At 62.5% G+C, this 24942-nt stretch carries 20 protein-coding genes; 6 read left to right on the top strand and 14 right to left on the bottom strand.

The window, feature by feature from the left end:
• Positions 1 to 2: 2 nt before the first annotated feature.
• From ABDK11_RS04820 to ABDK11_RS04800, 5 genes are all read left to right on the top strand, one after another.
• On the top strand, positions 3 to 1556 hold the full coding sequence (locus ABDK11_RS04820; protein WP_346839170.1) for an NADH-quinone oxidoreductase subunit N: 1554 nt from the start codon (positions 3 to 5) through the stop codon (positions 1554 to 1556).
• Positions 1557 to 1642: 86 nt separating this feature from the next.
• Complete coding sequence (locus ABDK11_RS04815) at positions 1643 to 2101, top strand: hypothetical protein (RefSeq protein WP_346839169.1); 459 nt, start codon at positions 1643 to 1645, stop codon at positions 2099 to 2101.
• Between the two features lie 502 nt (positions 2102 to 2603).
• The gene (locus ABDK11_RS04810) at positions 2604 to 5969 is read left to right on the top strand and encodes a glycosyl hydrolase family 18 protein (RefSeq protein WP_346839168.1); all 3366 of its coding nucleotides are present in this window, start codon (positions 2604 to 2606) and stop codon (positions 5967 to 5969) included.
• 162 nt (positions 5970 to 6131) lie between these two features.
• Positions 6132 to 7070: a glycoside hydrolase family 16 protein gene (locus ABDK11_RS04805; protein ID WP_346839167.1), complete on the top strand. Its 939-nt coding sequence runs from the start codon at positions 6132 to 6134 to the stop codon at positions 7068 to 7070.
• A 126-nt stretch (positions 7071 to 7196) separates the two neighbouring features.
• Positions 7197 to 8294 carry a DUF5009 domain-containing protein gene (locus tag ABDK11_RS04800; protein WP_346839166.1) on the top strand — a complete coding sequence of 366 codons (1098 nt, stop codon included), beginning with the start codon at positions 7197 to 7199 and terminating at the stop codon, positions 8292 to 8294.
• Positions 8295 to 8461: 167 nt separating this feature from the next.
• Here the strand turns inward: ABDK11_RS04800 and ABDK11_RS04795 are convergent, their stop codons facing one another.
• Both ABDK11_RS04795 and ABDK11_RS04790 read right to left on the bottom strand, forming a co-directional pair.
• Positions 8462 to 9670 carry a hypothetical protein gene (locus ABDK11_RS04795; protein WP_346839165.1) on the bottom strand — a complete coding sequence of 403 codons (1209 nt, stop codon included), beginning with the start codon at positions 9668 to 9670 and terminating at the stop codon, positions 8462 to 8464.
• A 74-nt stretch (positions 9671 to 9744) separates the two neighbouring features.
• Positions 9745 to 10170: a MarR family transcriptional regulator gene (locus tag ABDK11_RS04790; RefSeq protein WP_346839164.1), complete on the bottom strand. Its 426-nt coding sequence runs from the start codon at positions 10168 to 10170 to the stop codon at positions 9745 to 9747.
• Between the two features lie 108 nt (positions 10171 to 10278).
• Here ABDK11_RS04790 and ABDK11_RS04785 point away from each other — a divergent pair, with 108 nt between their 5' ends.
• Positions 10279 to 11451 carry a multidrug effflux MFS transporter gene (locus ABDK11_RS04785; protein WP_346839163.1) on the top strand — a complete coding sequence of 391 codons (1173 nt, stop codon included), beginning with the start codon at positions 10279 to 10281 and terminating at the stop codon, positions 11449 to 11451.
• A 10-nt stretch (positions 11452 to 11461) separates the two neighbouring features.
• On the opposite strand, the gene ABDK11_RS04780 is transcribed toward ABDK11_RS04785, so the two are convergent.
• From ABDK11_RS04780 to rlmN, 12 genes are all read right to left on the bottom strand, one after another.
• Positions 11462 to 12277, bottom strand: a complete 816-nt coding sequence (locus ABDK11_RS04780; protein ID WP_346839162.1) for an MBL fold metallo-hydrolase — start codon at positions 12275 to 12277, stop codon at positions 11462 to 11464.
• Between the two features lie 131 nt (positions 12278 to 12408).
• A complete protein-coding gene (locus tag ABDK11_RS04775) occupies positions 12409 to 12909 on the bottom strand; it encodes a protein disulfide oxidoreductase (RefSeq protein ID WP_346839161.1) in 501 nt (166 codons plus the stop codon).
• A complete protein-coding gene (gene tsaA, locus ABDK11_RS04770) occupies positions 12906 to 13592 on the bottom strand; it encodes a tRNA (N6-threonylcarbamoyladenosine(37)-N6)-methyltransferase TrmO (protein ID WP_346839160.1) in 687 nt (228 codons plus the stop codon). Before tsaA ends, ABDK11_RS04775 begins: the two co-directional genes overlap by 4 nt.
• A 53-nt stretch (positions 13593 to 13645) precedes the next feature.
• A complete protein-coding gene (locus ABDK11_RS04765; RefSeq protein ID WP_346839159.1) occupies positions 13646 to 15109 on the bottom strand; it encodes an NAD-dependent succinate-semialdehyde dehydrogenase in 1464 nt (487 codons plus the stop codon).
• 100 nt (positions 15110 to 15209) lie between these two features.
• Positions 15210 to 16604 carry a ribosome biogenesis GTPase Der gene (gene der, locus ABDK11_RS04760; RefSeq protein ID WP_346839158.1) on the bottom strand — a complete coding sequence of 465 codons (1395 nt, stop codon included), beginning with the start codon at positions 16602 to 16604 and terminating at the stop codon, positions 15210 to 15212.
• A gap of 219 nt (positions 16605 to 16823) precedes the next feature.
• Positions 16824 to 17978, bottom strand: coding sequence for an outer membrane protein assembly factor BamB (gene bamB / locus ABDK11_RS04755; RefSeq protein ID WP_346839157.1), 1155 nt, complete (start codon positions 17976 to 17978; stop codon positions 16824 to 16826).
• A complete protein-coding gene (locus tag ABDK11_RS04750; RefSeq protein WP_346839156.1) occupies positions 17978 to 18745 on the bottom strand; it encodes a tetratricopeptide repeat protein in 768 nt (255 codons plus the stop codon). Before ABDK11_RS04750 ends, bamB begins: the two co-directional genes overlap by 1 nt.
• Positions 18746 to 18824: 79 nt before the next feature.
• A complete protein-coding gene (hisS, locus tag ABDK11_RS04745) occupies positions 18825 to 20087 on the bottom strand; it encodes a histidine--tRNA ligase (RefSeq protein ID WP_346839155.1) in 1263 nt (420 codons plus the stop codon).
• Between the two features lie 214 nt (positions 20088 to 20301).
• Positions 20302 to 21414: a flavodoxin-dependent (E)-4-hydroxy-3-methylbut-2-enyl-diphosphate synthase gene (ispG, locus tag ABDK11_RS04740; RefSeq protein ID WP_346839154.1), complete on the bottom strand. Its 1113-nt coding sequence runs from the start codon at positions 21412 to 21414 to the stop codon at positions 20302 to 20304.
• Positions 21415 to 21588: 174 nt separating this feature from the next.
• Positions 21589 to 22737, bottom strand: a complete 1149-nt coding sequence (locus ABDK11_RS04735; RefSeq protein WP_346839153.1) for a helix-turn-helix domain-containing protein — start codon at positions 22735 to 22737, stop codon at positions 21589 to 21591.
• Positions 22724 to 23506, bottom strand: coding sequence for a type IV pilus biogenesis/stability protein PilW (pilW, locus tag ABDK11_RS04730; RefSeq protein ID WP_346839152.1), 783 nt, complete (start codon positions 23504 to 23506; stop codon positions 22724 to 22726). The genes ABDK11_RS04735 and pilW overlap by 14 nt, the downstream gene beginning before the upstream one ends.
• Before the next feature lie 54 nt (positions 23507 to 23560).
• On the bottom strand, positions 23561 to 24688 hold the full coding sequence (rlmN, locus tag ABDK11_RS04725) for a 23S rRNA (adenine(2503)-C(2))-methyltransferase RlmN (RefSeq protein WP_346839151.1): 1128 nt from the start codon (positions 24686 to 24688) through the stop codon (positions 23561 to 23563).
• Between the last annotated feature and the right edge of the window lie 254 nt (positions 24689 to 24942).

Raw genomic sequence — 24942 nt, 5'->3', positions numbered from 1 at the left:
CCATGAGCTTGTCGGAACTCCGCGCCATCACGCCGCTGCTGTTTCTCGGCGCCGGCATCGTCCTGCTGATGTTACAGGTCTCCTTCGTACGCGGTCATCGCGCCGCGCTGCTGACCACGCTGGTGACCATCGCCGCAGCCGGTTACGGCTGCTTTGTCGCGGTGGCCGGTCTGCCACCCGGCAGCGGCGCCGTGGCAGTGACCGAACTGTTGGCGGTGGACCGCACCGCGCTGTTCGTATGCCTGCTGCTGTTGCTGGCCGCGGCCGCCATTGCGGTGCTCGGTTTCAGCTACCTGAAGCCGCGCTGCCAGCGGGTGCGCGGTGCCGCCAGTTATCCCGAGGAGTTCTACATACTGCTGTTACTGACGATGCTCGGCGCCTGCACATTGACGTTCGCCTGCCACTTCGCCAGCTTTTTCCTGTCCCTGGAGCTGGTCAGCCTGGCGCTCTACCCGATGCTGGGCTTCGCCGTGATTGGCGAGCGCTCACCGCGGCGCGACCAGTTGCACTCGCTGGAAGCCGGCATCAAGTACCTGCTGTTGTCGGCCCTGTCCACCGCACTGGGCCTGTTCGGGATTGCCGTGATCTACGCCGCCTGTGGCGCACTGGATTTTGCCGGTGTCGCCGCCGCGCTCGGCAACGGTGAGGGTTTGTCGCTGTTGCTGGTGGGGCTGACCTTGCTGCTGGCCGCAATTGCGTTCAAGCTGTCGCTGGTGCCGTTCCATATCTGGACACCGGATGTTTACGAGGGCGCGCCGACACCGGTGACCGCGCTGATCGCCACTGTCGGCAAGGGTGCAGTCGTCGCCCTGTTGTTGCGATTGTTCTCACAGCTGGAACTGCTCGTCATTCCGATACTCACCACGCTGCTCGCCACCATGGCTGTGGCCAGCATGCTGGTGGGTAATTTATTGGCGCTGCAACAGTCAAACGTCAAGCGGCTGCTGGCTTACTCCTCCATCGCCCACCTCGGTTACCTGATTGTCGCGTTCCTGATTGGCAAAAGTGCATTCGGTACCGAAGCGGTGATCTACTACCTCGTCGCCTACGTGGTCACGACCCTCGGCGCTTTTGCCGTAGTCGGGCTTATTGCCGACGACGCCTTCCGCAAGGCACAGGGCGGGGCAGATTCTCCGCCGAAGACCACTTTGTCCCGCCAGCCACTGCCCCGGGATCCCTTTGACCGCGAGTACTACAGCGGACTCTTCTGGCGCTCACCCTGGCTTGCCTGTTGCCTGGCAGCCATGTTGCTCTCCCTCGCGGGAATTCCGCTGACCATCGGCTTTATCGGCAAGTTTTATATTTTTGCCGCCGGTGTGCAGGGGCAGCTGTGGCTGCTGCTGGCGGCAGTCATCATCGGCAGTGCGCTGGGCCTCTACTACTACCTGGGCCTGCTGTTGACCATGGCGCAGCGGGACAACGGCGAGACGGAAGCCGTGACGGGGGAGGTGCAGGTTGCGAAATCGGGTCACGCGGTACTGGTGCTGTTGACCGCGGCGTTGCTGGGCTTCGGTGTCTTTCCACAGGTCTTGATCAATTGGATAAATGCACTATAAACATACAGTGAGGGCGATGAATGACGAGACGACATTTTTCCCGACCAGCACCGACATAACGATACAAAAAATCTAAAGGCTCCCGTATGAAAACTTTCAAACAGGCCTCAGAAGTGATCAAGGACGCCGAGAAGTTCCACCTCGAGCTGGCCAAGCTCTACCGGGAACTTCTGCAAAAATCCACCGACAGCCGCACCCAGCTACTACTCAAACACATGCTCGAACACGAGCAGCGCATGGCCAAAAACCTGGCCAATTACAGCGGTGTGGCAAAAAACAAAGTGATGCAGACCTGGCTGCAGTACACGCACGAAGAGTCCGCCGCGGATTTTATCCGCCGGCTGCAGCTGAGCGACCCGCCCACGATCAAGGAAATCAATAACATGGGGCGGGCAGTCGATCGCTATTTCTCTGACCTGTATGAGGCGGTGTACGGCGCGATCGAGTCGACCGAAGTCAAGGAGGTGTTTGAAGACCTGAAGCAGATTCAGGACAAGGAGCGCATCACACTGTCGATGGCAACCAATTCTCTCTGGGATATGTGATTCGCCCTCGCGGTAGCCAAGCCCCCCACTGTTGCCAGTGGGGGTTCTTTTCAATTATCAGCGCAGCGGCAGAATACTATTCCCACTCTTTGCTAATTTCAGGACCCGAAATACCACCGTCGAGCCACGGCAATAACCTCGCCCCCGGTGACGCAATTACGCGCACTCCCCTCCCCCCACTCGATCGCTCGGCGCCCACGCCTCACTTGCGGCTACGCCACTGAACAGCCGGTTTATCCACAGGTTTAAGCCCTGACAAATCGATATAAATCCCGGATAAAACAGACACAAGAGCGTGCAAAACCGCCGATATCCCAGCCTTTCCGGATGCAAAGACACTTCCGGCAGTTGGCGTAAATATCAGCATTGATTGCAGTAATGAGACGAATGGGCATTGCCTCACCCGCAGACGACTGTTATTTTGACAGCGATGTCATTTTGATGGTGCCGCAGTTTTTTGCGCCTTCGCTAGATAAAAATAACGATGCACAAGGGAATTGAAATGAACAAGCCACTCGCGCTCGGTGCCCTCACCGCAGCCCTGCTCGGCGCCGGCCACGCCTACGCCGTGGATTGCAGCGGTCTCGCCAGCTGGGATGCCGCTACCGCCTACAATGGCGGGGCCCAGATTCAGTACAACGGCAACGCCTACACAGCCAACTGGTGGACCCAGAACCAGAATCCCGAACAGTATTCCGGCCAGTATCAGGAGTGGAGCCTGCTCGGCGCCTGTGACAGCCAGACCGGTCAGGACACCCCGCCCCAGGGCGCGATAACCAACCCCGCGGACGGCTCTGCCTTCAGCGTGGATGACAGCGTTGTCATCACCGCCGATGCGAGCGATGACAACAGCGTCGCTTCCGTCGAGTTTTTCGTCGACGGCACCTCCATCGGCACAGATACCAGCGCCCCCTGGCAGATCACCTGGACCGCCACAGCCGGCGCCTCGGTCATCAACGCGCTGATCGAGGACGACGCCGGCCAGCAGACTGCCACCGCAGACGTAACCATTTCCGTCAGCGCCGCGGGCCCGGTGGCACCACAGGTGAGCCTGACCGCGCCCACTGACGGCAGCCAATTCACCACCGGCGATGTAGTGCCGCTCAGTGCGAAGGCCAGCGATGCGGACGGCAGCGTCGGCAGTGTTGAATTCTTCGTCGACGGCGCGAGCATCGGCAGCGACAGCAGCGCGCCCTACAGCGTCGACTGGACTGCCACAGTCGGCAGTCACAGCCTCTACGCCGTCGCCGCTGACAATGACGCCCAGACAGCCCAGTCGGCCACTGCCGACATCAACGTCGCCGACCCCAACGCTGCTCCCAGTGTGACCCTGGACAGCCCGGCAGATGGCAGCACCTACGACGAGGGCATCAGCGTGCAGCTGAGCGCCAGCGCCGCCGACAGTGACGGCAGTGTGGATCGCGTCGCTTTCTACGTGGGCGGCACCAAGGTGGGCGAAGACAGCAGCGCGCCTTACAGCTATAGCTGGACCGCCACGGCCGGTACCCAGACGGTATTCGCCCGCGCCTTCGACAACAGTGGCGCCTCCAGCGATTCCGCCAGTATTTCCATTACCGTCAACGGCGCGCCGGTCAGCGGCGACTTCCCCTGCCGCCCCGACGGTCTCTACACCACCCCGGGTACCCACCCGAATTACTGCGATATCTACACCGCCGACGGCCACGAGAAGATGGGCGCGGATCACCCGCGGCGGATCATCGGCTACTTCACCAGCTGGCGCACCGGCGCCAACGGCCAGCCCAGCTACCTGGTGAAAGATATTCCCTGGGACAAAGTCACCCACATCAACTACGCCTTCGCCCACATCGGCAGCGACTACAAGGTATCGGTGGGTAACACCAGCGACCCGGCCAATGCCGCCACCGGCCTGGAGTGGCCCGGGGTAGCCGGCGCGGAGACCGATCCGGACTTCCCCTACAAGGGCCATTTCAACCAGCTGTCCAAATTCAAGACGCAGTACCCGAATGTGAAGACGCTGGTCTCCATCGGTGGCTGGGCCGAAACCGGTGGCCACTTCGATGACTACGGCAACCGCGTCGCCGATGGCGGTTTCTACACCATGACCACCAACAGCGACGGCAGTATCAATCAGCAGGGGATCGAGACTTTCGCCGATTCCGCAGTCGCGTTTATTCGCCAGTACGGCTTCGACGGCGTGGATATCGACTACGAATACCCCACCTCGATGAACGACGCCGGCAATCCGCTCGACTTCGGCACATCCAACGCCCGCCGCGCCTACCTGATGGATTCCTACGTGGAGATGCTGCGGGTCCTGCGCGAAAAGCTGGACCAGGCCGGCGAGCAGGACAACACCCAGTACATGCTCACCATTGCCTCGCCCTCCTCCGGCTACCTGCTGCGCGGCATGGAGACGATGCAGGTCACCAAGTACCTGGATTACGTCAATATCATGACCTATGACCTGCACGGCGCCTGGAACGAGTACGTGGGCCACAATGCCGCACTGTTCGACAACGGCCAGGATCCCGAACTGGCTGCGGCCAACGTGTACGGCACTTCCCAGTACGGCGGCATCGGCTACCTGAATATCGACTGGGCGGTGAAATATTTCCGCGGCTCCATGTCCCCCGGCCGGATCAACGTGGGTATTCCCTACTACACCCGCGGCTGGCAAGGCGTCAGCGGGGGCGATTACGGTCTCGGTGGCAGCGCGTCTCTACCGGTGCAATCCGATTGCCCCGAAGGTACCGGCGGTGCGTCCGACTGCGGCAACGGCGCCGTGGGTATCGACAACATCTGGCACGACCTGGATACCAGCGGCAACGAGATGGGTGCCGGCTCCAACCCCATGTGGCACGCCAAGAACCTGGAAAACGGCATTCTCGGCAGCTACCTGGCCAGCTACGGCCTGGATCCGGCCAACGACACGCAGGACGCGCTGGTGGGCACCTACAGCCGCCACTACGACAGCGTCGCCGAGGCACCGTGGCTGTGGAACGACAGCAAGAAAGTGTTCCTGTCCACCGAAGACGAGGAGTCGATGGCGGCCAAGGCGCAGTATGTGGCCGACCAGGGCATCGGCGGCATCATGTTCTGGGAACTGGCCGGCGACTACGACTGGGATGCCAGCCGTGGCAGCAATGGCGAGTACTACATGGGCTCGACCCTGACCAGTATTGCCTACGACACTTTCAAGAGCGCCAGCGCCTATCGCGAGAAGCGCTCGGATCGCGCCGTACCGGCGGAAGCGGTGGATATCCAGATGACCGTGGACGGCTTCAAGCTGGGTGACCAGAACTACCCGCTGAACCCGAAACTGACCATCACCAACAACACCGGCGCCGAGATCCCCGGCGGCACCGTGTTCGAGTTCGATATGCCCACCTCCACCTCCGACACCGTCTCCGACCAGAGCGGTGCCGGCCTTAGCGTGATCGAGAGCGGCGCCAACGCCGGCGGCGGCAACGTGGGCGGAGCGCAACACGAGTTCCACCGCGTGCGCTTCAGCCTGCCGAGCTGGCAGAACCTCGCCGACGGTGCCAGCTGGGATATGACCCTGAACTACTACCTGCCGGTTTCCGGGCCCCAGGCCTACACCGCCACCATTAACGGCACCACTTACGCGCTGGCGTTCGAACACCCGGAACTGCCGCTCGCCGATCTGTCCAGCAGCGGAACAGGCGGCACCGGCGGCAGCAGTTGCAGCGCCGCCGGCGTCGACACCAGTAACCTGGTGACCTACCCGGCCTGGCCCGCCGGTGATCACGCCGACGGCGGCCAGCAGATCATCTACAACGGCAGCGTCTACGAGGCCAACTGGTGGACCAACTCGGTACCGGGTACCGCCGACGGCAGCTGGGATTTTGTCTGCAGTGTGGATTAAAGAAACTGCCGCTGTCGCCCGTCAGGCGCGGCAGCGGCACATGGAAGTTGTTCTCACAGGAAGTTCTCTCTCGTTGATCTATAGGTAATGCTCCTATACTCGCCCCGGTACGCCGGGGCTTTTTTTATTGTTGGTAACTTTTTCACGTAACCGAAATACACCATGAAAAAAACACTGATCGCGCTCGCCTGCGCCCCGCTGTTTTGCTCGATTCTGTCGGGCTGTGAAGAGAAGTCCGCAAGCGGACACAGTTCCGCCGTGAAAGCCGCGGTATTTTTCGACGATTTTTCCTACCCGGATCTCGCCGCCATGCAGAAAAATGGCTGGCGCGTGCGCACGCAAAGCGGCCACCCCGGTGTGAGCGGCGCGCGCTGGAATGGTAACGGCATCAATTTTGTCGACGATGCGCAACAGCCGGGTAACACGCTGCTGCGTATGACGTCGTTCACCGACGGCAGTGGCGAAAACACCCGGCAAACCCAGTTCTGTCACCAGCGCAAGTACCTGGCAGGCACTTACGCGGCACGGGTATTTTTCCGCGATCAACCCACCGAAGGCCCCGACGGCGACCAGATTATCGAGACCTTCTACACCATCAGCCCGCTCAAGGCACCGATGGACCCGGACTACAGTGAGATGGATTTCGAGTACCTGGCCAACGGCGGCTGGGGAGAGAAGGACCACGCGCTCTTCGCCACCAGCTGGGAAACCTTTAAACTGAACCCGTTTACCAAGGACAACAAATTCACCGTCAAAACCGGCAGCCTGCAGGGCTGGCACACGCTGTTGCTGCAGGTGGGCGACAACCACATTCGCTATTTCCTCGACGGCGAGCAGTTCGCCGAGCACGGTGAACACGTGTATCCGGAAGTCCCCATGTCGATTAATTTCAACCTCTGGTTCACCCAGGAGGGGCTGATCGACTCCCGCGACGAGCGCGTCTACCAGGAAGATGTGGACTGGGTTTTCCACAGCCAGGACAAAATCCTCAGCCCCGCCGACGTCGAGCGCACTGTGGATAAGTTCCGCAGCGACAAGATCGCGCACAGCGATACCGTGCCAGACTGGACGCCGAAGCTCGATTCGCCCTGCGGGCTCTGAGGAGATAGGGATTTCCGCCGGCGACAGCGGCCCACCGCCGTGGGCCAGACCGGTCGGAGGGACTGATCAACGAAAATGCGAGGGAGCGCGCAACGCATTCAAACACCAATAAAGCTGTAGTAAACCATGGTAAAAAAATCAAAACGCCTCGCTTCGGTCGATGCCCTGCGCGGTTTCGACATGTTCTGGATTATCGGCGGAGAGGCTCTGTTCCTGCCGCTGTTCACGCTTACCGGCTGGTCGCTGTTCGCCCTTGGCGACGGGCAGATGCACCACTCCGCGTGGAACGGCTTCCGCTTCTACGACCTGATCTTCCCGCTGTTCATCTTCCTGTCCGGCGTCACCCTCGGCCTCGCCAATAAATCCCTGCGCGGCCAGCCAATGGCCAGCCGCAAACCGGTTTACCGCAAGGCGGCGAAACGCTTGCTGGTGCTGATCGGGCTGGGAATCATCTACAACCACGGCTGGGGCAGCGGCATGCCCGCGCACCTGGATGAGATCCGCTACGCCAGTGTACTCGCGCGTATCGGCTGCGCCTGGTTCTTTGCCGCGATGATCACCTGGCACTGCACGGAACGCACGCAGTACCTCGCCTTCGCCGCCATATTGCTCGGTTACTGGCTGCTGCAGACGCTGTTCGGCGACCTGACCCCCGCCGGCTCGGTCAACGCCTGGGTGGACCAGCATTTACTGCCGGGCATCCACTACCAGAACCGCCCCTACGACCCCGAGGGCCTGCTGTCCACGATCCCCGCCATCGCTAACGCACTGGCTGGCGTTTTCGCCGGGCGCTGGCTGCGGCAACAGCAGGGACAGCACGGGAAAATCCTGCAGGGCCTCGCCCTCGCCGGCCTCGCCTGCCTGGTCACCGCGTTCCTGTGGCACTGGGTGTACCCGGTCAACAAGGAGCTGTGGACAAGTTCTTTCGCCACGACCACCATCGGTTGCAGCCTGCTGTTACTGGCACTGTTCTACCTGCTGGTCGATGTATGGCACTGGCAGCGCTTCAGCACTTTCTTTGCCGTGATCGGCTGCAACGCCATCCTGGTGTATCTGGGCACCAGCCTGGTGGACTGGGAATTCAGCAGCAAAAGCCTGTTCGGTGGGATCGCCGCGGCACTGCCGGAGGCCGGTGGCGCGCTGCTGCTCGCCAGTGGGGTTGTGTTGCTGCAGTGGCTGGTGTTGCGCTGGCTGTACAAGCGCGGGATTTTTATCAGCCCGTAAATGGCTGTTAATAACAAGCCCTGCCCGGTGCGGGGCTTCCGCTTCACGCCGCGGGCAGGGTGAACGTGACTGCGATAATCGGCAGGATGGGCAACGCGAAGCGTGCCCATCAGGGCTGAGGAGGATGCGGGCATCCATTTCGTGGCATTGCGTCCGTCGACTGGTTGTTAACGCATTTCGAAAGTCGGTAGCCAGCCACCCGGCGCGTCCAGATCCAGGCCGTCGACGCTGCGCGATGCGCGGCCGCTGATGCCATAGCGCCGCCCGCGCCAGGACCAGACGCGCAGATCCGCCCACAGCGGATGGTTATCCACATCCCGCAGCTGGCTCCGATCCACACGCCGCTGGGCAACATAGCACTCCTCTTTTGCCAACAGGCGCCGCAACCGATGGCGCCCCACCTCATGGCTGTCCAGCACCCCGAGCCCCGCGTGTCCCCGCGCCGGCTTAAATACCAGCGCCGACTTTCGTGCCGCGAGTCCCTCGATATTGTCTTCGCGCAGTAAGCGGGTCTCCGGAACATGCCGCGACAGCAAAGCGCGCTCCTCGGCAGTTATCCCCAGGTCGCGGTCCCACTCCGGCCGCGACAGCCACTCCAGCAACCGCTTGTCACTGCGCGTGACAAAACTGAATGGATTGGGGGCGATGTAGACCCCGCCGCTGTCAAAGGCCTGCCGCAGCGCACTGAAAACGTCGGACTCCCACAGAAAATCCGTAGAACGATTAATCACAAAATCAAATGGCTCACCGCCCACAATCAATTGCGCCCCATTCCACTGCAGCGCCTGCGGCGCGGCTGTCTGCGCACGCCAGCCGCACTGGTGACAGATTGCGGCGAGCCACTGGTGCTCGGCGCGGAAATGGCCGCTGCGCAGGGATTCTTCATCGTCGAGAATCAGCACCCCATCCGGGCCATCGCCGCCGAGAAAATTGCCTGCCTCCGCGACAATCATCGCCTGAAGCTGCCGCGCGAACTCGTCAAACGCCGGCGGCGGGACAACGTCGCGGTCTCCGGACAGAAACGCCTCGTAGTAAATACGATTCACCTGCGCCGCAAACAAAAATCCGGAGCCATTATCGTTGAACTCGATCAGCTGCCAGTCGCCGGGTCGTGCCGGTGGCAGGTGGAAATCCCAGGCGCTGAAAAAGCAGGCTTCGCTGCGCGGCGAACGGATAAACGCTGGCGCCCCGGCGGTGGCATTGTCGATCCATGCCCGACTGCGGGTAACGCGATCAAACAGCTCGATAAAGCTATCCACTTGTGCCAGTAGACGGTGGGGAATGCGTTGCGCGGCACAGGCGACCGAAAAACTGTCCGGCAGCGGCGCTGCGCCGGTATGTAAACGCTGGCGGAAAATTGCCGTGGATTCGCGCATACCGTGACCTCCAGCGGCGGCGCCGATCATGCCGCGGACGGACAGAGCAGCCGCCGGCAAATGCCATCATAGTGTCAGCCAACCGGCGGCAGGCATTTCTGCAGCAGTGCGCTCAACTGGGTCTTTTCCGCTTCGCTCAACCCGCGGAACACCTGCTCGTGCGCATACCGCCGCGCACTGAGCACGCGTGTCAGGTTCTCCCTGCCCGCCACACTCAGCGACAACTGCTGGCGCCGCGCGTCCGCCGGATCCGGGCTGCGCTCAATCCAGGCCGCCGCCAGCAGCGGCGCCAGCATACGCGTCACGGTGGCCTTGTCGCGTCCGGTTCGCTTTGCCAGCGCGCCGGCGCTGACTCCCGGTTCTTCGCCGATCAAAACCAGCAACTGGGTTTGCGGTGGCGACAACTCCAGGTCCATGTCCGCCAGCGCGCGCATCATCGCCTTGCGCATTTCGCTGAACAGTGCGCCGAAGATTATTTCCAGTGTTGGGGTATCCGCCATAGGGTACGGGTCCGTCAGTTAGTTGACATTGTCAACGATAATGTGGTTGACTACGTCAACTATCTTACCGTCTGCCTACACTGTCAAGGCAATCCCCGAGGTCGCGCTTTGAGTTACCCACCCACGCCGCAGCTGCGATTCACCCTGTTGCTGGCCATGACCGTCGCCCTCGGTCCACTGGCGCTGGATACCTACCTGCCCGCCTTCCCGGCCATGGGCAGTCACCTGGGTGTGGACAGCCACGCGCTGTCGCTGACGATTTCGGTTTATGTCTTTGCGCTGTCCCTCGGACAGCTGATCGGCGGCCCACTGTCGGACCGGATCGGGCGCGCACCGGTGATGCTGGCCGGACTGGGGATTTTCAGCGTCGCCAGCCTGGTTATCTGGCAAAGCGACAATTTCTATCAGTTGCTGCCCCTGCGCGCACTGCAGGCGTTTGGCGGCGGCTGGGCCGCGGTGTGTGTACCGGCACTGGTGCGCGACCGTATTCACGGCCGCGAGGCGGCCAAGCTGTTCAGTATGATCGGCCTGATCATGGTGGCCGCACCCGCGTTCGCTCCCACGATCGGCAGCCTGCTGCTGAAGCTCGGCGGCTGGAGCAGTATCTTCCTGTTCCTCGGCGTCTACGGTGTCGCGCTGCTGATCGTCCTCAAGAGCACCCTGTTTCGCGGGCCGCGCGTTATCCCGCCGGCCAGCAACACCAGTGTGCTGCGCCGCTACGCCGCGGTGCTGTCCACGCGCCCGGCGCTGCGCTTTATCCTGCTGCAGGCGATGGCCTTTTCGGTGATGATGCTGTTCATCACCCACTCCTCGTTTATCTACCAGACGCATTTCCGCGTCGGTCCCAGCGTGTTTGCGCTGCTGTTCGGCGCCAACATTGTCGTGATGACGGCGATGAACCTGACCAACCGCGCGCTGCTGAACCGCTATCCACCGCAGCGTATTTTGCGCTTCGCGGTGACCCTGCAGGGCGCCGGCATTGCCGCACTGTTACTGGTGCTGTGGCTGGCGCCGACGCTGTGGCTGTTTGTGCCGGCAATGATGCTGACCGTCGGTGCGATGGGTGCCATCAGCCCCAACAACCAGGCCAGCTGTATGGAGTATTTTGCCGAGAACGGCGGTACCGCCGCGGCGTTGATGGGCGCACTGCAGTTTTCCGTGGCCGGGGGTATTTCCGCACTGTCGGCGCTGCTGCCGGAAACGGTTACGGCCATTGTCGGCGCCATGGCCGCCTGTTCGGCGGTGTGCCTGTTGCTGGTATGGACGCCGTTCCGGGACTGAGCGTAAAAATCTAGCGAAAGGATTCGAGTTCCACCTCGAGGCAGGACGCAATCAGGTTGCGCTTGCTGAAGTTGTAGCCGGAGAATACGCTCATCGCGCTCTCCTTACCCAGCAACTGCCGGGTAATTTCCAGCGGATCTTTTCCCTCAACACGCAGCAATTGCGCGCGCTCGCTCAGGTCGAGCAGGTAATCGTACTTTTCCCGCAGCCGCGCCTGGCCGTTTTCCACCACGCCGCGGTGTGGGCACAGAATCACCTCGAAATCCTCCTGTAATACACGGCGGATGCTGTCCATCAGTGTGGGAATATGTTCGTCGCTGCGCAACAGTTTCAGGTAGTTGGCGATATACAGATCCGCGCTGAACAGCCAGCCCCGCTCACGTAGCAGATAGCAGGTCATATCCTTCGCGTGTCCCGGCGTAAAGATCGGAGTCACCGGCTCGTTGCCGATGGTGATTCTTTCCGGCAGCGGCGCGGCCTCGGCCAAATCCGCAGAACCCCAGATAAATTTCTGGATCGGCGGGATACGGAAACCGCGCTGGAGAATCTCCACCGTCGCCTTCGGCGCCAACGGTTGCACGCCAGTGAGGCGGTGAATCGCCCCGGCATTGCCGCTGTGGTCTTCGTGGTGATGGGTCAGCAAGAGCTGGCGCAGCGGCTTTTCCTGCACAAACGGCTTGACGAATTTCCACTGGTTGCTGGGACCGGTGTCGATCAGGGTATCGCCCAGGCGATAGACGACAAACGAAGTGTTCACGCCCAGGTCGACACGGCCCACGCGGCAGGCGTCGAGATCGCGGTAGGAAAAGGATTCGAGAACGGACACGCACGGACTCCGGATGGTGTAACAGCGCCCATTGTCGGCCCGGCACCAGCGCGGGGGAATTGCCATTTGCCTGACATGGCATGACAAATGGCGACTTTCCCACACACAAACCGCTGCGGGTCAGCGAGGGCTCACTCCGTCATCGCCAGGCGCGCCTCGAGCCCCCACCTGGTCGTGGTGCCGGAAGTCACCCAGCTGACTTTGCCGTCGCTGCCGACGATGACGATGGTCGGCGTTACCCGCACGCCCCAGGCGTGGCTGATGGCACCAGCGGGATCGTTGACCGTGGGGAAATCCAGCATCTTGTCTTCGAGATATTTCTCAACCTGCGCCCGATCGCCAGACTGCAGGGCGACGGAGATCACCTGATAGTCACCGGCGAGATCATCGATCACCGGCGACACCACACGGCAATAGCCGCACCAGGTGGCCCAGAAATACAGCAGCACCGGGCCATCGGCGGTCATTTGCTGCAGGTCGAGCAGGTCACCGTCGAGCGTGCGCGCCGCAAACGCCGGCGCGCGGTCTTTGGGCACATCGCGCTGCTGGTAGTAGGCAACGCCACTGGCCACAATGATCGCGAGCAACGCAAAACCGGCCAGCGAGCGCAGTCTGCGCAACAGCCCTTTCATTGCAGTGCCACCACTTCAATCTGCCCGGCCGCCGGGTAGCGCCAGCGCAGATTGAAGCCACACAGCTGCATGCCGTAAATCCGCTCCGGGTCTGGCTGCTGGTAGGCGGGCTTGGGGTCCTGCGCCAGTACCTGTTCGATCAGCCGCGGCAGATCGGTATCCCAGTCGTCGCGGTACGCGGCGGCCTGCTGCAGGATTTCATCGGGAATAACGACTTTAACGCCCGCTGGCGCGGCATCGGCGAAGGCGCTGTGCGCAGCGGCAATGGCGTCCGCGTAGGGAACGTAGGGTTTGATATCCAGCACCGGCGTGCCGTCCACCAGGTCGGCACCACCGACGATCAGCTCGACCCTGGGCGCCGTGCGCACCTCCAGCAGCCGCACTACCGACAGGCCGATATTGTTGGGGCGAAATGGCGAGCGGGTGGCGAGTACGCCAAGCTTTTTGTTGCCGCCGAGGCGCGGTGGGCGCACCTTGGCCGACCACTGGCCGGCGGCCTGGTGAAACTGGAACACCACCCAGATATGGGTGTTTTCTTCCAGCCCCGCCACCGCGTCAGCCGTGTCCAGCGGCGGTAACAGCTCAATGGATGCGCGGCTGGCGTCCGCCAGCAGCGGCTGGCGCGGCACACCGAATTTTTCACCGAAGCAGGAATGGACGGTGGCGATGGGAGAAATATTCAAGAATGGCCCTCTCGCCCGACGCCCGTCCCCCATACGGGACGGGCGCGCAGGAACTACTTATCGATGCCGCCCATACACAGGTATTTGATCTCCAGGTAATCGTCGATCCCGTACTTGGAGCCCTCGCGACCACTGCCGGATTCCTTGATGCCGCCAAACGGCGCCATCTCGTTGGAGATGATGCCCTCATTGACGCCCACCATGCCGTATTCGAGCCCTTCGCTGACACGCCAGATACGGCCGACATCGCGGGAGTAGAAATAGGAGGCGAGGCCGAACTCGGTATCGTTGGCCATGGCGATGACTTCGTCTTCGCTGGAGAACTTGTACAGCGGCGCCACCGGGCCGAAGATTTCCTCGCGGAACAGTTGCATGCTGTCATCGACTTTAGTGAGCACTGTAGGGGCAAAGAAGTGATCCCCCATGTCGCTGGGGCCGCCGCTGACGACCGCTTCGGCGCCTTTCGCCAGAGCGTCGTCCAACAGTGCCTTCACATCTTTGACCGCCTTACTGGTAATCAGCGGACCGACTTCGACGCCCTCTTCCGCGCCGTTGCCCATTTTCAGCGCATTGACGGCAGCAATAAATTTTTGCGCAAACTGGTCGTAGACGCCTTCCTGCACAAAGATGCGGTTGGCACAGACACAGGTCTGGCCGGCGTTGCGGTATTTGCAGATGATCGCACCCTTGACCGCCTCGTCCAGGTCGGCGTCGTCAAAGACGATAAACGGCGCGTTGCCACCCAGTTCCATCGAGGTTTTCTTGATGGTGTCGGCGCACTGCGCCATCAGCTGCTTGCCCACCGCGGTGGAGCCGGTAAAGGTGAATTTGCGCACCAGCGGGTTGCCGGTCATCTCGGCGCCGATTTCACGCGCGCTTTTGCCGGCCACGACATTGAAGATGCCGGCGGGAATGTCCGCCTCTTCCGCCAGCGCGGCCAGAGCCAGCGCCGACAGCGGGGTTTCCGATGCCGGTTTGGCAATAAACGGGCAGCCGGCGGCGAGTGCCGGGGCCATCTTGCGCGCGATCATCGCGCTGGGGAAATTCCACGGGGTGACCGAACAGGTGACGCCGACCGGCTGTTTAATCACCACGATGCGCTTGTCGTTGGACGGCGGTGCGATCACATCGCCGTAAACGCGTTTCGCTTCTTCGCTGAACCACTCGAGATAGTTGGCGCCGTAGACGATTTCGGTCCTGGCCTCCGACAGCGGTTTGCCCTGTTCGGCGGTGAGGATCTTCGCCAGGTCGTCGACGTTGTCGATAATCAGGTCGTACCAGCGGCGCAGGGTCTTGGCGCGCTCCTTGACGGTCAGGTTGCGCCAGCCGGCCCAGGCTTTTTCGGCGGATTCGATCGCGCGGCGGGTTTCCGCGGCGCCGAGATTGGCAATGGTGGCGACCACTTCGCCGGTGGCGGGATTGGTGACATCGAAGGTCTCACCGGAGTCAGCGTCGATCCACTGGCCGCCGACATAGGATTGTTTGCGCAGCAGTGCGGGGTTATTCAGGTTAAGCATCCGATTCTCCTCTTTTACCCTCTCCCCCGGCCCCTCTCCCGCGCGGGAGAGGGGGGCGCTCATCCAAGCACCGGGGAAATATTGACTAAAACTTCACCGTTCATTTTTTCTTTTTGACGAACTTCATCAGGCGGCGTTTCTTGGCTTTCTGGCGATCGCTGAGCTTGTTCTTGTTGCCGGCATAGGGGTTGGCCCCGGTGCGAAACTCGATTTTCACCGGCGTGCCGTGCAGGTCGAGCGCCTTGCGGAACGTCTTCTCAAGGTAGCGCACATAGTGCGACGGCACCTGCTCGGTCTGGTTGCCGTGGATCACGATTACCGGCGGGTTCTGGCCGCCGGCGTGGGCGTAACGCAGCTTGATGCGGTGGCCGTGTACCAGCGGGGGCTGGTGCTCACTCACCGCCCACTGCAGGATACGCGTCAGGTGATTGGTGGACAACTTGTCGGTGGCGCTCTGGTAGGCCGCCTCGATCGACTCGTACAGGTGGCCGACGCCGGTGCCGTGCAGCGCGGAGATAAAGTGGATGTCGGCAAATTCCACGAAACGCAGGCGCCGCTCCAGCTCCGTTTTGACGAAATCGCGGTGATCGACCTCGAGGCCGTCCCACTTGTTCAGTGCCACGACCAGGGCGCGACCGGCCTGGATCACGCTGCCCATCAGGTGCAGGTCCTGGTCGACCAGCCCCTCGCGCGCGTCGATCACCAGCACCACCACATTGGCGTCTTCCACCGCCTGCAGGGTTTTGACGATGGAGAATTTCTCCACCGATTCCTTGATGTTTTTGCGCCGGCGCACGCCGGCGGTGTCGATGATGGTATAGGGCTTGTCGTCGCGCTCGTAATTGATATAGACGCTGTCGCGCGTGGTACCCGGCTGATCGTAGACCACCACCCGGTCCTCACCCAACAGGCGGTTGACCAGCGTCGACTTGCCCACATTGGGGCGGCCCACAATCGCGATCTTGATCCCCTTGGCGACGTCTTCGGCTTCCTCTTCCAGCGGCTCCGGCAGATCTTCCACCACCCGCTCCATCAGCGCGCGCACGCCGCGACCGTGAGTCGCAGTGGTCGGGAACAGCTCGCCGATGCCCAGTTCGTAGAACGGCGCCAGGGCGATATCCGGATTGACGCCGTCGACTTTGTTGGCCACCAGCAGAGTGGGCTTGGCGCGGGTGCGCAGCTGACCGGCGATCATCTCATCCGCCGCGGTGAGGCCGGCGCGGCAGTCCACCAGGAACAGGACCACATCCGCCTCTTCGATCGCCTGCATCGACTGCTGCGCCATCGCGGCATCAATGCCTTCTTCGTCACCGCTGATACCGCCGGTATCGACGAGGATTACCTTGTGGCCATCAATCTCGGCTTCACCGTATTTGCGGTCGCGGGTCAGGCCCGCATAGTTGGCCACCAGGGCGTCACGGCTCTTGGTAAGGCGGTTGAACAGGGTGGATTTGCCCACATTGGGGCGCCCGACCAGGGCGATTACAGGCAGCATAAATCAATCTACTCAGGGCAGTATCGGGACGCGGGTAAATCTCTTGCGCGAGCAGCTGGCAGCGTTCTGCGCTGCACAACATGCTCGTGGGTGATTTACCGGCGCCCCATTGCCAGAAATGCGAACGCCCGCGAAACGCGGGCGGTGCTTAAAAATTCGGCACGGGACAGAGACCCGCGGGCGAACCCCGGGTTCGCCGCTACAACAATTTCCGCGCGATCAGTTGCGGTGCTGCAGGCGCAGTGCCACCAGTTCGCCATCGTCGGAAATGGCAAACAGGAGGTCACCGTCGACCAGCAGCGGAATGCGTACCGGGTCACTGTCGATACGCTCGCGACCGATCAATTGGCCGCTGGACGGATCCAGCACATGCAGGTAACCATCCAGGTCGCCCACTACCACGGTGTCGCCGAAATAGACCGGACCGGTCACCTGGCGACGCAGCAGCTTGTCGTTGCTCCAGACGATCTGCCCGTTGCCCACATTGTAGGCGTAGACACTGCCGGAGGCATCGCTCAAGTATACATTGCCCGCTCCCACATCCACGCTGTAATGGGTGGAGGCGTCGTGGGCCCAGAGGCCGCGGCCGTCGTCGCGCGACAGCGCGGCGACGCGCCCCTGGTAGCTGGCGGCGAACAGCAGATCGCCGCGGATTACCGGAGCGCCATCGATATCCACCACCCGCTCCAGCTCTGCCGAGCCCTGCGGAATGGCGACGCGCTGATCCCAGCGCCCGATGCCGTCGGTCACGTCCAGCGCGATGACCTTGCCGTTATCCAGACCGGCGAATACCAGACCGGCGGAGATGACCGGGGCGGCGTTGCCGCGCAGGGTCAGTACCGGCAGTGTGGTGCTGTGGCTCCAGCGCTCCTCGCCGGTGCTGGCGTCGAGGCCGATCAGCTTGCCGTCGACGGTCTGCACCACAACACGACCGGAGCCGACCGCGGGCTGGCTCACCACTTCGGCAGACACCGTGTGGCTCCAGACTTTCTCGCCGGTATCCAGATTCAGGGCGATCACCTGGCCGCGGTAGTCGGCCACCACAGCAATGCCGAGGCCGACACCCACGCCGCCGCTGATCTGCACGTCCAGGTCGGTTTTCCACAAGCGATCGCCGCTGTTGCGATCGAAGGCAATGACATCGCCGTCGCTGTTGGCAGCGACCAGCTTGCCGTCGGCGATGCCCGGCTCAAGCATGGCGTACAGCTTGGCATCGATATCGCCGATATTGTGGGACCAGACTTTGTCCAGTTCGACGGTGGGCTTGATGTCCACCAGCTCAACCGGATCGGTATCCTCTTTCTCATCGTTGGAAGCGCAGGCGCCCAGGGCCAGGGCGAGGGCGATGGCGGCAGTACAGGTCAGAAAACGCATTACTGATCACCCTCCGACTTGGCTTCCGCCTCACCGCTGTCACCAGCGGCGGCATCGGTTGCCGTATCGCTGTCACCAGCGGCGGCGTCGGTGGCGGTATCGCTGTCGCTGGCGGCCGGGGCAACGCTCTCGGCCTTCAGGCGCAGGATGCGTTCGTTGGCGGACTGCTCCGGCAGCAGTGCGGCCAGTGCCTGCTGGTAGGCCTCGTGGGCACCGTTCTTGTCGCCCTTCTGCAGCAGGATATCGCCGCGGGTTTCGGCGTACAGGGCGGCGAACGCCGGCGGTACATTGCCAGCGACCAGCTTCAGCGCCTCATCGGGCTTACCGCGGGCGGCCTTGACCGCGGCCAGGCGGCGCTTGGCGATCAGCTGCAATTCGGTTTCGCTGCCGTTATCCACAACCCACTGCAGGTCCTTGGCGGCACTCTCCAGATCGTTGTCGGTGGCGGCCAGCGCGGCGATGCGCAGGGCGGCCTGGCTGGCGTAGATGCGCTTGGGGAATTCTTCCCGCAGCTGGCGGCTGAGGCTCTTGGCGGTGGTCAGCTGCTTGTTGTCGGGCTTGTCGTCGTTGGCGGACGCAGCTTCGATAAACTCCTGGTAGAGGTTGGAGGCCGCTTCGGCCTTGCTGCGCTCGCTGGTCTGCCACCACTGGTAGCCGAAATAAGCCACCAGGGCGAGTGCGACGCCACTCACGATGCCCTTGCCGTTTTCCGCCCACCAGCGCTTCAGCGTTTCTATTTGTTCTTCTTCGGTAATGTGGTCAGCCATTGCGTAATTCGCCTTTCCTTTCGATTTCTCAAATTTTCCCGGTAGCAGCGGCCCGCGGCCGCTCCCGCATTGTTCTGTGTCAGCCCTGCAGCAGCGCCGGCAGTTCCTCCAGCGCGAGGGTCTGCTGCGGTTCTTCGCTGCGCAGGTACTTCACCGCAACCTGCCCGGCGGCGGCCTCGTCCTCGCCGATAATCAGCGCGAAGGTGGCGTTGCTCTTGTCCGCCTTTTTCATCTGGCTCTTGAAACTGCCGCCACCGCAATGGGTCTGCAGGCGCAGCCAGGGCAGTTCGTCGCGCAGCTTTTCGGCCGCGGCCAAGGCGGCGGATTGTACCGCACCTACGGCCACCAGGTAGGCGTCCACCTGCTGGTCCAGCGATTCGGGCAGCGCCTGCAGGGTCTCCAGCATCAGTACCAGCCGCTCGACACCGAGGCCGAAGCCCACTGCCGGCGTGGGCTTGCCACCCATCTGTTCCACCAGGCCGTCGTAGCGGCCGCCAGCGCAGACAGTACCCTGGGCGCCAAGGCTGTCGGTGACCCATTCGAACACGGTCTTGCCGTAGTAATCGAGGCCGCGCACCAGGCGGGTATTGATCTCGTAAGTGACCCCGGCGGCATCCAGCAGCTGGCGCAGCTGACTGAAATGCGCCGCGGATTCCTCATCGAGGAAGTCCAGTAGACAGGGGGCGTCCGCCAGCAGTTCCTGAGTCTGGGCATTTTTGCTATCGAGGATGCGCAGCGGGTTGCGTTCGAGGCGGCGCTGGCTGTCCTCGTCGAGCTGTTCACGGCGCGCATTCAGGTATTCCACCAGCGCTTCGCGGTAGGCGGCGCGGCTGGCGGCACTGCCGAGGGAGTTCAGCTGCAGCTTGACGTGCTCACTGATGCCCAGTTCGCGCCACAGGCGCGCGGTCATGATCAGGATCTCGGCGTCGATATCCGGGCCGTCGATGCCGAATACCTCGACACCGAACTGGTGGAACTGGCGCAGACGCCCTTTCTGCGGGCGCTCGTAGCGGAACATGGGGCCGAAATACCACAGGCGCTGGGGCTGGATCAGCAGATTGTTCTGGATCGCGGCACGCACGGTGCCGGCGGTGCCCTCGGGGCGCAGGGTGACGCTGTCGCCGCTCTTGTCGTCGAAGGTGTACATCTCCTTCTCGACGATGTCGGTGGCCTCGCCCACGGCGCGGCTGAACAGCTGGGTAGCTTCCAGAGACGGGGTGCGGATCTCGCTGTAGCCGTAGCGGCCGAAGAGTTCGCTGAGGGTGGATTCCACATACTGCCATACCGGGGACTGGCCCGGCAGCAGGTCGTTCATGCCGCGGATTGCGCGAAGCTGTTTCAACGGTGTTCCTTACTTAACTGGTTTTTGCGCTATCACCGCTGCCAGGTTTACCTGCTCGGTGGCGGCGCCGCTGCCGGCGGGCTTTTGCCAGACACACTGTGAATACGTCCCTGTACGCTCTCCACGGCCATCCATGGCCGCAGAAGGTCTGGCAAAAGCCCGCCGGCATCAGCGCCTTCGCATTGGATTTCTGTTTTCTCTTCCGGGGCCGTAATTACGCCTTGGCGATAATATCCGCCTCGCGCTCCGCCTTGGCCGCGGCCTTGTCGCGGATCAGCCGCTCGAGGTCGTCCACCAGGTTGTCGTTCTTGAGCTTGGTGTGGGGCTGGCCGTCCACATAGATCGCGTGGCTGGGTGTGCCGCCGGCAAGGCCCAGGTCGGCCTCTTTGGCTTCGCCCGGACCGTTGACGATACAGCCGATCACCGCCACGTCGAGCGGAGTGGTGATGTCCTCGAGGCGGGTTTCCAGCTCGTTCATGGTCTTGACCACGTCGAAGTTCTGCCGCGAGCAGCTGGGGCAGGCAATAAAGTTGATGCCCTTGGTGCGCAGGCGCAGACTCTTGAGCAGATCCCAGCCGACTTTAACTTCTTCCACCGGATCCGCGGCCAGGGAGACGCGCAGGGTATCGCCGATGCCGTCGAGCAGCAGTGCGCCGAGACCAATCGCGGATTTGACCGTGCCGGCACGCAGGCCGCCGGCTTCGGTGATGCCGAGGTGCAGTGGCTGCTCAATCAGCTGCGCCAGTTTGCGGTAGGCGGCGGTGGCCATGAAGATATCGGACGCTTTGACGCTCACCTTGAAGTTGTGGAAATCCAGGCTGTCGAGGATCTCCACATGGCGCAGGGCCGATTCGACCAGCGCGTCCGGGGTCGGCTCACCGTATTTTTTCTGCAGGTCCTTTTCCAGCGAGCCGGCGTTGACGCCGATGCGGATGGGGATATTCAGGTCGCGGGCCTTGTCCACCACGGCGCGGATGCGGTGCTCGCGGCCGATATTGCCCGGGTTGATGCGCAGGCAGTCGACACCCAGGTCGGCGACGCGCAGCGCGATGCGGTAATCGAAGTGGATATCGGCCACCAGCGGCACCTCCACCTGCTGGCGGATCTTACCGAACGCCTCGGCGGCGTCGAGGCTGGGGACCGACACACGTACGATATCCGCACCGGCCTGCTGCAGGCGCTGAATCTGGCCGACGGTGGCGTCGACATCACAGGTGTCGGTGTTGGTCATGCTTTGCACCGAAATCGGTGCCCCACCGCCGACGGGGACATTGCCCACCATGATCTGGCGCGACTGGCGGCGGACAATTGGTGACTCAAATTGCATAGGCTGACCTGGCAGTTTCGCAGACAGAAAATTTCGAGGGGAGATTATAGGGCCTGACAGCGCTAAATTCGATGGCTGTCGCCCCCGCCAGCGCCCATCGTCCGGGGGCGCCGGGGGAGAGAGGGGGCTGGCCGCGGCCGCTGCGCTGCGAGGCGCACCGACCGCGGTGAATTCTTACTGCCCGACCGTCAGGCGGCGGGTGCGGCGATTGCCGAGCGGGTCACTGGCGACCAGCTGGCCACGAAAGCGCACCTGCGTGGCCGCAGCATTGCCGAGCATCAGCTTGAACGGCGGCTGCCCCTCGAGGGTGATATCGCCACCCGCGGGCTGCAGCTTGGCCAGCAGAAGCTTGCCGGTCGCATCCCTGACCTCGACCCACGCCTCTTCGCTAAAGCTGAGCTGCAGCGGCTCGGTGGGCACAGCCGGGGTTTCGACCGCTGGCGTTTGCGCGGCCTCCGCGTCCGCGGCAGTAGCCGCAGCTTCCGCGGGCACCGCCGGAGTCTTGGTATCAGCGGGCGCCGGTGCTGCCGCATCGTCAGTGGCAGCAATGGCCGCGGCGGCTACCTGGTCGTCAGCAGCCGTGTCATCGGCAACCTGATCACCGGCGCTGGTGGCACTCGGTGCGGCGATCGCCGGAGCGGCCGCTTGTTCGCCGCCGACCGCTGACGGCGCATTGGCAACGATCTTCTCTGCTGCTTTCACCGGCGCATCACTGGCTGCCGGTGCGCTGGCGGTGAGGGATTCGTCGACGGCGATGCCCACCTCTTCGGCCGGGGCGGACGCCGCCGGGGTGCCGGCCACCGGGGTGCCGGCCACCGGATTGCCGGCCACCGGAGTGCCGGCCGCGGGAGCGGCAGTGGTCACGCTGAACGACGGCGGGGTCAGCTGACGGCCGTTCAGCCACCAGAAAACGACGGCGACTGCCAGCAGCGGCAGCAGCGCCAGCCCCTTGAGGCTGCGGCGGGGCTTCACTTCCACGGTGCTGCGGCTGACGTGGGCCAGGATCGCCTGGCTCTCCTTTTCCGCGGCGGCATAGCCCGAATAGGCCTGCAGTACCGGCGCCTCATCGATTTTGAGCTCGCGGCAGATATTACGGATATAACCGCGCACATAGAGTGCGCTGGGCAGGCGTTCGTATTCGTCGCACTCCAGCAACTCCAGCTTGTTGCCGGTCATGCACAGTAGCTCGGAGAGTTCCCTGCGGGAGATACCGGCCGCTTCGCGCGCGCGCTGCAGCTGGCTGCCGGGAGAGTTGTCCAGATCCTGCGCGGCGCTGTCGGCGGCGCGGTTCTCGGAGATTTCGGAGAGGTTATCCGTCGTCATTGGCCATCATCTTCTTGTATTTCAGCGTTTCCGCCGAGTAGGGATAGAGATTTTTCAGCGCAAGGGCATAACTGCGTTCCTTGTCCCGATTGCCAAAGATTTTTTCGAGCCGGATACCCAGCCACAGGGACTGTGGCACCTGTCGATGATCAGCACTGTATCTGTCCAGGTAGTGCTTGGCCTGCGCGTAAGCGCCGGCATTGAATTTCAGATCTGCCAGTTCCAGCAGCGCCTGCGGCATGTCTTTGTCCAACGCCAGCGCGCGGGTGTAGGCCTCTTCAGCCGCTTCGGTCTTGCCCAGTTTCAGTGCACAGCGGCCGTAGTTGGCCAGGGCGAAGGAGCGGCGGTTATAGTCGAGGTCTTCGGAAGCGATCTTGAACTGCTCCAGCGCCTCCTTGTAGCGCTCCTGCTGGTACAGGAAGACGCCGTAGTTGGTGTGCGCCATGGAGAAGTCGGATTTGTAGCGCAACGCCAGCTTGTAGTGCTGTTCCGCAGCGTCGTTCTCGCCATCGGCCTGGTAGAGCAGTGCCAGGCCCTGCTGGGCCTGCGGGTTGTGCTTGCCACCGAGTTTCAGCGCCTCATTGAAGTGATAGCGGGCGGCCTCGCGGTTGTCACCGCTGCGCAGGTAGCGAATCCCCAGCTGTACGTGGGTCTGCACCGCCTTGTCGATATCCACTTTGTGGTAGACACCGCCGGTCGTCACACAGCCGGCCAGCGCAATACTGAGCAACAGACCAGCGGTGGAGAGGGAAAGGAATCGTGTCAGCACAACATCACCCGTGATTTTTATTTGCGTTTTGCCGCGGCGATGCGTGAGTGGCGCTCAACCGACAATGCGTACCGGCCGCTCGGCATTGCGATAGCGCTCGGAACGGCGGGTGCGGTCGTTGACGCTGCCAGCCAGTTGGCCACAGGCCGCGGCGATGTCGTCACCGCGGGTAGTACGCACGGTAACGGTAAAACCTTTATCCAGCAAAATCTGTTGAAAGCGTCGCAAAGCGTTGTTGCTGACTCGCTGGTAATCCGACAATTCGAACGGATTGAAGGGTATCAGATTTATCTTGACCGGCACATCGCGCAGCAGTTCCGCAAGCTGTTCGGCGTGTTCGGGGCGGTCGTTGACCTCCCGCATCATGGTGTACTCGATGGTCATTTTGCGATGCGTGTCCGGCATACGCTCGATATAGCGCTTGGCGCTGTCGAGGAGCATCGCGATGGGGTACTTCTTGTTGATCGGCACCAGCTCGTTGCGCAACGCGTCGTTGGGCGCGTGCAGCGAGATGGCGAGGCTCACGTCGGTGACGTCGGCCAGGCGATCCAGGGCGGGCACGACTCCCGAGGTGGAAAGGGTCACGCGGCGCTTGGAGATGCCGTAGGCATTGTCCTCCATCATCAGGTTCATCGCATCGACGACATTGTCGAAGTTGAGCAGCGGCTCGCCCATGCCCATCATCACGACATTGGTCACCTTGCGCGGGCCTTTCGGCTCCAACTGACCGAAGGACTTACACGCGATCCACACCTGGCCGATGATCTCGGCCGCGGTCAGGTCGCGGTTGAAGCCCTGCTTGCCGGTGGCACAGAAGCTGCAGTCCAGCGAGCAGCCCACCTGGGAGGAGACACACAGGGTGCCGCGGTCGCCGTCGGGGATATACACAGTTTCGATGGCACTGCCGCCCTCGACCTTGATCAGCCACTTGCGCGTGCCATCGGCGGAATCCCACTGCTCAATGACCTCTGGCGGGCGGATTTCGGCCACTTCGGCCAGCTTCTCGCGCAGCGCCTTGCTGACATTGGTCATCTCGACAAAGTCATCGACACCGTTCTGGTGCATCCATTTCAGCACCTGCACAGCGCGAAAACGCTTCTCGCCCAGCGATTCGAAGAACGCCGCCAGCTTGTCCACGGACAGGCCGAGCAGGTTCGTTTTGGCGGTTTCGGTGGTGCTCATGGGTAACGGTGCCTCTAGACTGGCGTCGTGGCGCCCCACGCGTAGTGGAGGGGCTTCGCATCGCGCCCGGCGTTGTTAACACCAGCACGATGCGCAAATTACTTCAAACTAACAACCCGGCAACCTAACAGACTGGCGGGCTTTTGCGGCACATAGATGTGCCGCCATTGACCGTAGGCCAATGCGAGCGCCCCAAAACCAGCAAGTTCACACACTTGCGCCAGCTTTTGGGGCGCGACGATCAAAGGGTTCCG

The organism is Microbulbifer sp. SAOS-129_SWC (assembly GCF_039696035.1).
Lineage (GTDB): Bacteria > Pseudomonadota > Gammaproteobacteria > Pseudomonadales > Cellvibrionaceae > Microbulbifer.
The sequence above is the reverse complement of the archived record's forward strand: the minus strand, read 5'-3'. Positions and strand labels throughout refer to the sequence as shown.